Below are 12,127 nucleotides of genomic sequence, written 5' to 3'. Positions count from 1 at the left end.
CTGCTATATTAATTGAGGTCAAAAAAACAGACCAAGAAAGGGCGCTTAGCTCAGTTGGTAGAGCGTCTCGTTTACACCGAGAATGTCGGCGGTTCGAGCCCGTCAGCGCCCATCAAAAAAAAAAAAGGACTTAGCATTCAGTGCTAGTTTTTTTTGTTACTGAGAATTGTTAAGGATTATTAAGGATTATTTAGATATATTTCTGAAAGAGTTCAGTCAAAAGAATTTGGAGCAAAAAAAGTTATCAAAAAGTTATATAAAGTAATCTTTTCTACATAAATCGGGTAAAATCTGGTATGTAGCTTAAGAGCCAGAATCTATATGTTGTTGAAGTCATACAAAAATATTCTGCCAGCTTCGGTTGCCTTCATCGGGGGGATGATTTTTGCAGTCGGTCAACCAGAACTAGCTTTGGCAAATGATCAAGCGGGATTTACCCCAACTGATCGTCCTAAACCACAACGTACTCAAGGTGGAGGCTCTCGCTTACACTTAAATGTTGTGTTTACACCATCTCAATCACTACTTTTGCAAAATCCTATTTTGTAAACTCTGTTTTCGATCTAGCGCGATTAAGTCTTTTAGCTCTCTTAGCAACAGTTATAGAGTTATCTACAATTTAGTTAATAGTAAGCCTTGCATTCTAGCTCTAATATAGTTAATAGATTAGTTCATCTATAAAATATAAAGAAACAGCCATAATGCTTAATTTCAAACAAAAGAAGGACATGCTCAGCATGTCCTTCTTTTTTAATTTTATCTAATAAGTGTTGTAAGTGTTGCGCGGCAGTGCTTCGCACCGCCGCACACCCTCTGGAAAAGTGAATATGGCTATATAAATTAGCCCCAACTCATAGCCCCAACTCACGTTAGCTTACGACAAAGAGCTTGCATACATCAAAGCATTAATTTGGTAGGATTAAATCGCTTTGATATCAGCATTAAAACTTAGCAATCCTTACCATAGCTTGTAGCCTATTTAGGAATTACGACTACAAGTTAGGCTTAACGAAGCAAGTTCAACTAAACTTCTTTTAATGATCGCTATTAAAACTTTAAAGTCAAGTTGGGGAAAATTACCACTTAGATTCCAGCAGTGGGGAGGTTTTTTCCTGTCTAGTGGCAGCATCTACTTGCTAATATTCGGGCTGCGCTGGTTAGGATGGTTGCAGCCTAGTGAATGGGCAGCCTTTGATCTATTTATCCAACTGCGACCTGCGGAGCCAGTGGATGAAAGAATTATTATTGTCGGGGTGCAAGAGTCTGATATTCGTTATTTGGGTAAATGGCCCGCATCCGATCATGTACTCGCCCAAATCTTGCGTAAAATCCGCGATCAAAAGCCCAAAGTTATTGGCTTAGATCTATATCGAGATATTCCTGTAGGCGATGGCTACGCAGAATTAGAGCAGGTATTCAAAACCACTCCCAACTTGATTGGCATCGAAAAAAGTATTGGCGATCGCTTTAGCCCTGTCATTAATCCACCACCCACTTTAAAAGCATTAGGTCAAGTATCGGCGAATGACATAATTATCGATCCTGACGGAAGATTGCGCCGTGCTTTACTGTATCCAGTGCCTGAAGGTGATGAAGGATTACCAAGTCTAGGTTTAGCGATCGCGCTTAGATATTTAAAAGATCAAGGAATAGAACCACCACCGTCAGAATCCAGATATTTACAACTTGGCAAAACGATTTTCAGACCTTTAGAAAGCACTGATGGTGGATATATTCATGTTGATGCTGGTGGGTATCAAGTTCTAATGAACTACCATGGCTCCTATCAAAAATTTCGCCATATTTCCCTTGAAGATATTTTAGAAAATCGCATTGATCCGCAACTAATGCGCGATCGCATTGTCCTGATAGGGCCACAGGCATCTAGTCTTAATGATGTTTTTTATACTCCCTACAGCAGTAATTTTATAACCTCACCTGCTCAAATTTCGGGGGTAGAATTCCAAGCAAATATTGTCAAATTGGTTCTGGGAGCAGTACTTGATAATCGCCCTCTATTTAGAGTCTGGTCAGATATTTGGGAAGAACTATGGATTGCAGCTTGGGCAATTGCTGGGGCAGCAATTGTTTGGATATTCTCGACTAAACGCTTGATTTTTCTAACTGGTACAGTGATCTCCTGTACAGGCTTTCTTATTGGTGGGAGCTATTTACTATTTCTATCAGGTTGGTGGATACCAGTAGCACCTGCTTTGTTTACTTATATTGGCTCCATGCTTGTGATGCAGAGCTATATGTATATTTCACGCCTACGAGAACTGAATTCTGCACTTTCTGATTCAATCGAATTACTCGCCCATGATGCCTCCCATGATGCCTTAACAGGCTTACCCAATCGCAATCTATTTATGGATCGTGTAGAACATGCGATCAAATATAGTAAACGGCATTCTAATTATCTGTTTGCAATCTTTTTTATTGACTTAGATCGATTCAAAATGATTAACGATAGTCTTGGACATAGTGTAGGCGATCTATTTTTACAAGCGATCGCTGAGCTTTTACAAGATTGCTTACGCTCTATCGATACAGTTGCTAGGCTTGGCGGTGATGAATTTACAATTCTCGTTGATGACATTCAAGATGTGGGAGAAGCATTAGTAGTTGCCGATCGCATTCTCAATAAGTTTCTATCTCCCGTAATCATCAAAGGTGAGGCAATTTTCCCCAGCGCTAGTATTGGTATTGTGATTAGCACGCCCGATTATGATAATTGTGCTGATTTGCTGAGGGATGCTGATATTGCCATGTATCGGGCAAAATCTCTGGGCAAAGGACGTTATACACTCTTTGATCAGGAGATGTATGAACAGACTCTCAGGTTAACTCAGTTAGAGAGTGAACTGCATTACGCCCTTGAGCATAAAGAGTTTGAGCTTTACTATCAGCCAATTGTTTCTCTAATCACTGACGAATTATCAGGATTTGAAGCGCTCATCCGTTGGAAGAATCCCAAACGTGGTTTCATTTCTCCCATAGAGTTTATTCCGCTTGCTGAAGATACGGGATTAATTATTGCTGTCGGTGATTGGGTTTTAAAAGAAGCCTGTCAACAACTAAAAACTTGGCTACATAAATTTCCTGAAGCTGCTAATTTGAAGATGAGCATTAATTTAGCTAGCCATCAAATTCGCGAACCTGATTTGTTAGATAAGCTCGATGTTATTCTTGCGGAAACTGGTATTGATGGTGGTTCTATCCGTTTAGAAATCACGGAAAGTACGTTGATGGATCAAGGTGAGCAGACGATCAATAAACTGGCTCAATTGAGGGCGCGAAATATTCAACTGAGTATTGACGATTTTGGGCAGGGATACTCTTCCCTGAGCTATTTACATCGCTTTCCAATTAATATCCTCAAAATCGATCGTGCTTTTGTGAATCAAATGACTGATGGCGGTGAGAATATCGAAATTGTCCGCACAATTACGATGTTGGCGCATACCCTGAACATGAGTGTCGTGGCTGAAGGGGTAGAGACAGAGCAGCAGGTGGAAATTCTAAAGAAATTAGGCTGCGAGTATGGGCAAGGATATTTATTCTCACGTCCTCTGCCTGCACCTGCCGCAGAGCAGGTGATCGTCAAAAGCTCGAAAGCGATCGCGCTTTCTCAAACAGACTAAGAAACCATTTTTTTGTAGAGCGGCTTCGCCGCTCTACAAAAAAATAATTGCAGAAGTCTTAGCTGGTTTGCTTATAGCCTAGTTTCAAGAAAATATTTTCTAGAGTTTCTTGCGTACGATGGAAATTGGAAATAGGAATACCTACTTCAATCAAAGACTTTAGCAACGCAGCGCAGTCTTCAATACTGCCGATAAACTGAACACGCACACTCGGAACATCTGATAGAGATTCTATCTCCTGTACTCGCTCCGATTTCCTTAAAGCAGTTTGCAAATCCTCAAGATTGCCTAAGGTAGAGATTAGTAATTGTTGCTGATCTTGATTACTGCGATCGTAAAGTGCTTGCAGTCTTGAGCTTTCAACTAAACGCCCTAGCTCCATAATCCCAATCGAAGTGCAGATTTCAGCAAGATCGCTCAAGATATGCGATGAAATCAGAATCGTCATCCCTTGCTGTTGCAGAGATTTGATGATATTGCGAACCTGAACCCTCGCAAGAGGGTCAAGTCCTGAGACTGGTTCGTCAAGTAATAACAAAGTGGGATTGTGAATAATGCTGCGTGCAAGGCTAAGGCGTTGTCTCATGCCTCGCGAGAGCGTCGCAATTAGTTCATTCTTTTTTTGTTCTAGCTCCACTAGCTCGATCACTTCGTACAATCTTTGCGATCGCTGCGGATCTCGCAAGAAGTATAAACGCGCAAAATAATCGAGATAATCCCAAACCGTCAGATCGTCGTAAAGTGGAAAATCATCAGGTAAATAGCCTAATTGCCGCTTTAGTTCGGGGTTGTTTTGACCACGCAAAAACCGCGCTCCATTGATATAAATTTCGCCTGCGGTTGGCTCCTCAGCAGCAGCGAGCATCCGAATCAAGGTCGTTTTACCTGCACCATTTGGTCCAATTAGCCCATAGACTTCACCGCGATCTATCTGTAAATCAAGATGATTTACCGCCACATGATTATCAAACTGTTTTGTCAATCGGTGAGTGCGAACCGTAGGTACTGCTGTCATGAGATTGCCACAAAAATTATAGTCATCTTAGCCTTCCTGTTGATAAATTGTGAAGATATCATCTACTCAATTTTGAAATGAATAGCCTGAATTACACTAACCAAAATTTACAGGATCAATCTTTTGTCGGGCTAGATCTTACTGGAGCCGATTTTGGTGGGGCTGACTTGCGGGGATGTGATTTTACAAGAGCAACTTTGATTGGGGCAAACTTTGAGCGTGTAATTACAGGAAAAACTTCCCGACAAGTTAATATGGCAATTCTCTCGGTGATTATGGGCGCGATCGCAATGATTTTATTCGGTTTCGCGATCGTGATGATTGATAGTCTTTTGTTTAGCTGGCTAGGTGATATTTACAGGAAAATAAGTAGAGCTTTGGTCAGCATTATTCCATTTGTTTTAATCTTGTTTCAGAATCCTATTTTGGGGAAATTCCCCCAAATCACCAGTTTTTTTGGTGAGGTGAGTCTTGGCTTGATTTTTGCTGTCATGATTTTGCTCACATTGGGATTGACCATCATCAGCTTTACATCATCGTTGCTTTTTTTGATTCCCGCGATTGTTTCTGCGATCGTGACCTTTTATCTAGGCAGATGGCTGATCGAATCAATGCAGAGCAGAGATGGAACTTCATTTCAAAAAGCAAACTTAACCGATGCTAATTTTAGTCATGCGCTGATTGAGAATACAGATTTTTCCTTTGCTTTATTAACGGGAATCTGCGTTGATGGATGGATGCTGGATTCGCATACTTTATTTACAAACTCTCAATGTGACTACTTATATTGGAATCCACAGCGAGAGCGATTTCCGCATGATAATAATTTCCAAGCGGATGAGTTGAAAAAGTTTTTGAGCAAATTTATAAAAGCTGAAAAGTCTCGCTTCACGAGACTTTTCAGCTTTTAGCCAGCACTCAAGTGCCGAACAAAAACAACCCATTGAAACAGATTGTTTTTGTTCAGTCAGCTTTAGATGACTTTAGCTTTTAGCCAAGAACTTGAGTTCTTAGCTACTTATGTGCACATGTTAAGAGAGATTACTAAAGAGGTAAGGATAGGCAGCGCTTCGCGCCACCTATCCTTACCATATAAATCTTTTCCTGTTTAGGACTAACGAGAGCGGAGATTTAAATATTCAAAAAATAAAGAAACTATTAAATGCTAGCTTTTTATAGCAAGATAGCTTATACTAGCATTTGATAGCACAGAGGTGTTGTGAATGGCTAAAAAGAGACAGTTGAATGTAAGGCTTCCCGATGCCTTGCTTAGTAAGTTAGAAGCGCGTGTCCAAGAAACAAAAATGGGCATGGCAGCGATGGTTGAAGTTCTATTGGTACAAGCATTGCAACAGTTAGAAATGGCTGATTGCAAACCTATTGAAAGCAATCTTTTTGATGGCTTGGTAAAACGTGTTGAAGCTCTAGAAACTAAATTGGCAGACAAGCCTAGTGATTCACAACAGGTGCCCCCCCCTGTATCTGATGAGTCTTTGTCAATTGCCTCTTCTTCACTTAATACAAGTGAGCGAGTTTTTGCAGCTTTGAGTGATGAAGAGTTATCTAGTCACTTAGCTGTTGCAGTTCGCACATTAAATCAAAAGAAAGATAAAAGCACTTTCGCTGAATGGACTAAAAAACATGATCCAGAAGGCATGGCATGGTGTTATGTTGCCTCCGAGAATCACTTCTATCCAATTGTCCCAATTGTCGATTAGTCTTCTCTCAGGATTTTGTAGGGATGAGTGATGAAAATCGCCACATATTCTAGCTGTAAAATCCTGAAATCTTTATCACTATTAATTAAATTAGGAGAAAGCCTGAATCAATGAAAAATATAATGTTTGTCTGCAAAGACAATACCTACTCTCAAATAGCTGAAGCTTGGATGCGTGATTTCACACAAGACACGATATCAGTGGCGAGTTCGGGACTTAGTATCGGTGAACCCAGCCCTAATTTTATTCGCGTTATGAATGAAGTTGGGATTGACCTCAGTGACCATAAGACAAAACTTCTGAGCGATTCCCATCCAGAACATTTCGACGCTGTAATTTCACTATGCAATTTCAGTATGAGACTACCAGACAAATGGATGCTACGTCGGTTTTTTGATGAATGGATTTTACCTCAACCAGAAGGAGATCTGGTCGAATCGTTTCGATATATTAGGGACGAGATCAGGGATAAAGTTGACGTTCTTTTGATGCGCTATCCAACTTAGGAGCCAGAGAGTACACAGTGTTCAGGAATTTATCGCAAACAAGATGATTTGCAAAAAAATTGCGATCGCAAAGACAAATCACGAATAAGGCAAGTCACTAACGCATTAGCAGTTATCATAGACAATGTTCAAAATCACGATTTTATAATCAAGTCTTCCCGAAAAACATGATGCGTAGTCACTATTGCGGTCACCTCAATGCCAAACAGATCGGACAAACAGTAAGCTTGTGCGGTTGGATCGATCGCAGACGGGATCATGGTGGCGTGATCTTTTTAGATTTGCGCGATCGCACAGGAATCTTGCAAATAGTCAGCGATCCCCAGCGTACTCCCGTCTCCTATGAACTTGCAGGGGAAATGCGCAATGAATATGTAGTCAGAATTATCGGCAAAGTTTCTAAGCGCCCAGACGAGTCACTCAATCCGAAGCTTGCCACAGGTGAGGTCGAAATTTATGCTGAATCGATTGAATTACTCAACGCTGTCAGCAAACCGTTACCATTCCTGATTTCTGAAGCAGACACGATTAAAGAAGAATTGCGTCTTAAATATCGCTACCTCGATATGCGTGGCGATCGCCTAGCCAATAATCTCAAACTACGCTTTGAAGTAGTCAAATCGATTCGTCGTTTCCTCGAAGATGAACATCACTTTATGGAAGTAGAAACACCGATTCTTTGTCGTTCTACACCTGAAGGTGCAAGAGATTACCTCGTCCCCAGCCGCGTGAATGCAGGCCAATGGTACGCACTGCCGCAGTCACCACAGTTGTTTAAGCAACTGTTGATGGTGGGTGGTTGCGATCGCTATTATCAAATTGCCCGATGTTTCCGCGATGAAGACCTTCGCGCCGATCGCCAACCCGAATTTACACAACTGGACATGGAAATGAGTTTCATGTCCCAAGAAGAAATCATCGAGTTAAATGAGAACCTGATTCGTTATATTTTCAAAACCGTTAAAGGTCAGGAACTTGGCGATTTTCCTCGTCTCACCTATGCCGAGTCAATGGATCGATATGGCTGCGATCGCCCTGATACTCGCTTTGGCATGGAATTGGTGAATGTCACTGATTTATTTGCTAATTCAGGGTTCAAAGTGTTTGCCAACACGGTCGCTAATGGCGGCATGATTAAAGTCCTGCCTGTAATTGGTGGCGATGCGGCGATTTCTAATACACGCATCAAACCAGGCGGTGACCTTGCCAATCTGGTCGCTCAATACGGGGCAAAGGGACTAGCCTTTATCCGCGTCCGCGAAGATGGTGCGATCGATACAATTGGCGCTCTCAAAGACAGCCTCACCGAAGAAGTTAAGCAGGAATTGCTAGAACGCACGGGCGCAACCGCAGGCACGATCTTGCTATTTGGTGCTGGGGAAAAGGCGATCGTTAATGAATCTCTCTATCGCTTGCGTTTAGCTCTTGGTCATGAGTTGGGACTAATTGATCACGACAAGTTAAACTTTGTCTGGATCACTGACTTCCCGATGTTTGAGTGGAACGCTGACGAGAAAAGATTGGAAGCTTTGCACCATCCTTTCACATCGCCTCGTCCTGAAGATATTGCAGATGGTCAACCCATTAATGTCAATACGATCGCCCTCGCCTATGACCTTGTACTAAATGGTACAGAAATCGGTGGTGGTAGTATTCGTATCCATAAGCGTGAAGTCCAAGAAAAGGTGTTTGCTGCGATCGGGCTTACCGATGAGCAGGCAAAAGAGAAGTTTGGCTTCCTGATGGAAGCCTTTGAATATGGCACTCCTCCTCATGGCGGTTTAGCCTTTGGACTTGATCGCCTAGTGATGTTGATTGCTGGAGCAGACTCGATCCGCGATGTGATTGCTTTCCCGAAAACACAGCAAGCACGCGACTTGTTGACTGATGCGCCATCAAGCGTCGATGACTCGCAGTTGAAAGAGCTGCATGTCAAGTTGTCACTACCGCTTGCTAAAAACTAACAGAAAAGGTGGGCATTGCTCACCTTTTCTGTTTATGCGATCGCTATCTTGAGATGTTAGCGATCGCTAGTGAAAATATTGATACACTTGTAGTGGGACTGTTTTGTAAATACCTATGGATATCCTCAAAATTCACAAGATGGGCAATTCGGTGGGAGCTAACTTCTCAGATGAAATAGTGAGAAAATTTAATTTGGCTGAAGGAGACACTCTAATAGTGACTGAAACTCAAGATGGGGTTTGCTTGACTCCTTATACTCCAGAGTTGGATTCTGCTATGTCAGCTTTTGAAATTACGCGCAAGAAATATCGAAATGCTTTGAAAAAGTTAGCAAAATGAATGAACCTAGATGGATACCAGAAGCGGAAATCCGACTAATTCATGAAGCTTTGATTGAGGAACATGGAGGTTCCTATGGCATCCTTGATGAAGGTCTATTAGCTTCTACATTACAAAACCACAAAATTTATTTCACTATGGATCAGATATAAATCTGTTTGATTTGGCTGCTGCCTATGGTTATGGATTTGCGAAAAATCATTGTTTCTTTGACGTTAACAAACAAGTTTCTCTCGCTGCTGTAGATGTTTTTCTCCAATTGAATGGATTTGAACTTGTGGCAGATGAAGATGAAGCAGCGGCATTTTTTCTAGGTTTAGCTGAGCAATCAGGTTTTGCAGAAGTGGAACAATCTAGGTTATCTGAATGGATTGCATCTAATGCGTGATCGCTAGGTTAGGAAAATTAAATATTCAGATACTCCCTTCCCACCAAAGAAATACACATATAAAACCAAAAAATAGCGGTGCGAAGCCCCGCACCGCTATTTCTTGACTGGGAAGGGAGTATTATCTAAAAATATTTTCATAATGACTTATCAATACCACTTCAATATAGCGATCTCTACTTAGACTTTGGTATCTGAATAGGAATTTTTAGAATAATGATAATGGTTTAGAAATTAGGTGCTAAATAGAATTTTCTATTTTTAGGCATTTAACTATAGAATCATACAATTCCTTAAATGATTGCTTCAAGTTTTTTTGAACAAGAAACTCCTGTCGCTCGCCATTAGCAAAGTCCAGAAGACAATATGCAATATTTTTCTTGTCTGGCGACTTAATTTTTTTATCTTTACACCATTCCTCCACTGCCTTTGGACGATTGATGTCAGGTAATTCTTCCAAAAGCATGGTACATACATTTTGATTCCAGTCCTGAAGTAGTTTATTAACTGCTTCTAGATATAGTTCCTTAGAAATACAATCTTCGAGAACTGAACCTTCATCGCAAGGTAGTTGAAAAATTTGAGAATCGTCAATTTCAGCCTCTCTGAGATCTTTAATGAGTTTTTCCGCGCCTTTATCTTTGTCAACAAGAAACGATACCATCGGAGCTTCGTTTTTTAATAGCCTCAAAAATGAATTTTTAGTTTCTGAGAGTCCAGGGGCGATCTGAAATCCTAAGTATGACTTATCACTTACTTGGCGAAACATCGTTGGCAAAAGAAGCATGTCTGTTGCTCCTTCTACGAAAACAGCTTTGCGAATTGGAATAAAAGCTAAACTACTTGCTCCCATACTGAATAGAAGTGGAGAAAACCCAGCACGTTTATCTTGTTTATCTATTGCCCAAAAATTGTTCTCAATCTTACTTTCTTCTTTGCCTTTTATCGGTAGAACACATCTTACGCCATTGCCAAGATCTTCAGGTAAACAGCCAGCAGAATGAGTTGTATATATAACTTTTACAGCTAGTGACTGCTTAGCAAACATGTTCATTAAATCTGCCTGAGCATCGTAATGTAAATGGGTTTCTGCTTCATCAATCAATAAAATAGGTCTTTGATCAGTATGCTCAGATTCAAGAAAGTTTATTAATGCTACAAATTGGCGTAACCCATCACTCCGATCCTCAAGGTTAGTACAATCCATCTGTTCATTTTCAATATGGACGTGTAATGTTAAGCCATTAGTACTTAAACGGACTTTTACTCTTGATTGCGACCATTTATCTTTAACAACATTAATTATTTGAACGTTTGCCTTATTCAAAAATGTTTGAACTTTAGCTTGATCACCTGCTGAAAGAGCAGCATGAAGATTGACAAGATCTAATTTTGCTAAACTTGCCAAATTACGGAGTGCTGGAGGCGGAGATGTAGCCAGATTAGATAATTCATATGTAGATTTTAAGTCCCGTTGTGCTTCATCAAAAAATAGTATTCTAGGAATTCTCTGAGTCAATATTTCTTCCATTTCTTTACATGGATCAGTTAATTCTTTTGAAAGGTCACTCAGGTTTTTTGCATCACCATTATATTGTTTTGCCATTCGATTTGGCTTAGGCGTAATTTCCCATTTTCTTGTTCCATTGAGTAATTTTGTAAGCTTAAACTGTCTGACTTTATCACCTTGGAATAAGTGTGAAATTGCTTCACGATCATTATCATCAAGTAAAAATCCAGCTTCGATTACTACATCTTCTTCATTTCGTGACTCATTACCACGATTTAATTCCTGAGGTCTGAATCGCATGTTATGGCTAAGATGCTGAAGTGCTTGTAAAATTGAGCTTTTTCCTGCCTCATTTGAACCAACAATCGCTACAACTTTTCCCGATGTATGAAGAGTTGCTGATATTAAGCGCTTATATCCTTGTAGTTTTACCCAATTTAAATCCATATTAGAAAACACCTTTGCAACTTGCTAATCGAACCATTAAGTAGTTAAGCAAAATTAATTACATATTTTGAACCAAACTCTCGAAGAACTTTTTCAACATATGAGACTAAACTTTCCCAAGATTCATATGCATTTAGTTCAATCCACTCATATTTCATAAACCGCCATAAAATTTCAATCAAGTTTAACTGGGGACTATAAGGAGGCAACAGAAAAATCTCGACTTGCTGACTTTTCCACTCCTCCAGTTTTTCATTAATCATTTGACTGGTGTGAATAGAGGCTTTATCCATAACAATCACAGTAGGCTTGGTAGATTGGCGAGCAAAGTCATCAATACAAGCGAGAATGACTGCACTGGTGATACTACGTTCAAAAACATAAGCAGATAAGTCATTGTTTCGATTCATCAACCCCACGACATTTAACCGCTTACTACGTTGACTGGGTAGGCTTAAACCCAGTCCTTTCTCTTGCCAAGCATAGGGAATCGGTGGAGTCAAAGAAAAGCCACTTTCATCAAGATATCGCAAATCGATTTTGCCCTGCATTTCCTGTTCAAGCAATTCGGTGAGTTGTTGCTGTTTCTCTCTAT

At 40.4% G+C, this 12,127-nt stretch carries 12 protein-coding genes and 1 tRNA gene; 10 read left to right on the top strand and 3 right to left on the bottom strand.

Annotation, left to right across the window (positions count from 1 at the left end; all coding sequences use genetic code 11):
- The first annotated feature begins 39 nt into the window (after positions 1-39).
- The 3 genes from APA_RS18035 (at position 40) to APA_RS18025 (ending at position 3,644) form a co-directional block, all read left to right on the top strand.
- A tRNA-Val gene (locus APA_RS18035) sits at positions 40-112 on the top strand.
- A 209-nt stretch (positions 113-321) separates the two neighbouring features.
- Complete coding sequence (locus tag APA_RS18030) at positions 322-549, top strand: hypothetical protein (RefSeq protein ID WP_201323641.1); 228 nt, start codon at positions 322-324, stop codon at positions 547-549.
- A 488-nt stretch (positions 550-1,037) separates the two neighbouring features.
- Positions 1,038-3,644 (top strand): EAL domain-containing protein, encoded by a 2,607-nt coding sequence (locus tag APA_RS18025; protein ID WP_201323640.1) that lies wholly within the window; start codon positions 1,038-1,040, stop codon positions 3,642-3,644.
- 58 nt (positions 3,645-3,702) lie between these two features.
- Here the strand turns inward: APA_RS18025 and APA_RS18020 are convergent, their stop codons facing one another.
- Positions 3,703-4,659 carry an ABC transporter ATP-binding protein gene (locus APA_RS18020; protein WP_201323639.1) on the bottom strand — a complete coding sequence of 319 codons (957 nt, stop codon included), beginning with the start codon at positions 4,657-4,659 and terminating at the stop codon, positions 3,703-3,705.
- 77 nt (positions 4,660-4,736) lie between these two features.
- Here APA_RS18020 and APA_RS18015 point away from each other — a divergent pair, with 77 nt between their 5' ends.
- The 7 genes from APA_RS18015 to APA_RS17985 all read left to right on the top strand — a co-directional run bounded on the left by APA_RS18015 (position 4,737) and on the right by APA_RS17985 (position 9,575).
- A complete protein-coding gene (locus APA_RS18015; protein ID WP_201323638.1) occupies positions 4,737-5,570 on the top strand; it encodes a pentapeptide repeat-containing protein in 834 nt (277 codons plus the stop codon).
- 312 nt (positions 5,571-5,882) lie between these two features.
- On the top strand, positions 5,883-6,377 hold the full coding sequence (locus APA_RS18010) for a hypothetical protein (RefSeq protein ID WP_201323637.1): 495 nt from the start codon (positions 5,883-5,885) through the stop codon (positions 6,375-6,377).
- A gap of 110 nt (positions 6,378-6,487) precedes the next feature.
- Positions 6,488-6,883 carry a low molecular weight phosphatase family protein gene (locus APA_RS18005; protein WP_201323636.1) on the top strand — a complete coding sequence of 132 codons (396 nt, stop codon included), beginning with the start codon at positions 6,488-6,490 and terminating at the stop codon, positions 6,881-6,883.
- Between the two features lie 170 nt (positions 6,884-7,053).
- Positions 7,054-8,847 carry an aspartate--tRNA ligase gene (gene aspS / locus APA_RS18000; protein ID WP_201323755.1) on the top strand — a complete coding sequence of 598 codons (1,794 nt, stop codon included), beginning with the start codon at positions 7,054-7,056 and terminating at the stop codon, positions 8,845-8,847.
- Positions 8,848-8,962: 115 nt separating this feature from the next.
- Positions 8,963-9,187 carry an AbrB/MazE/SpoVT family DNA-binding domain-containing protein gene (locus APA_RS17995; RefSeq protein ID WP_201323635.1) on the top strand — a complete coding sequence of 75 codons (225 nt, stop codon included), beginning with the start codon at positions 8,963-8,965 and terminating at the stop codon, positions 9,185-9,187.
- The gene (locus APA_RS17990) at positions 9,184-9,339 is read left to right on the top strand and encodes a hypothetical protein (RefSeq protein WP_201323634.1); all 156 of its coding nucleotides are present in this window, start codon (positions 9,184-9,186) and stop codon (positions 9,337-9,339) included. The genes APA_RS17995 and APA_RS17990 overlap by 4 nt, the downstream gene beginning before the upstream one ends.
- A gap of 11 nt (positions 9,340-9,350) precedes the next feature.
- On the top strand, positions 9,351-9,575 hold the full coding sequence (locus APA_RS17985) for a type II toxin-antitoxin system death-on-curing family toxin (protein ID WP_236579822.1): 225 nt from the start codon (positions 9,351-9,353) through the stop codon (positions 9,573-9,575).
- 241 nt (positions 9,576-9,816) lie between these two features.
- Here APA_RS17985 and APA_RS17980 read toward each other — a convergent pair whose 3' ends face one another.
- The gene (locus APA_RS17980) at positions 9,817-11,532 is read right to left on the bottom strand and encodes an ATP-dependent endonuclease (RefSeq protein WP_201323633.1); all 1,716 of its coding nucleotides are present in this window, start codon (positions 11,530-11,532) and stop codon (positions 9,817-9,819) included.
- A gap of 44 nt (positions 11,533-11,576) precedes the next feature.
- A partial coding sequence (locus APA_RS17975; RefSeq protein ID WP_201320743.1) for an IS630 family transposase occupies positions 11,577-12,127 on the bottom strand: 551 nt, incomplete at its 5' end.

Source organism: Pseudanabaena sp. lw0831 (assembly GCF_016584665.1).
Lineage (GTDB): Bacteria > Cyanobacteriota > Cyanobacteriia > Pseudanabaenales > Pseudanabaenaceae > Pseudanabaena.
Note: the sequence above shows the minus strand (reverse complement) of the source record. Positions and strands in the feature narration are given on the sequence as shown.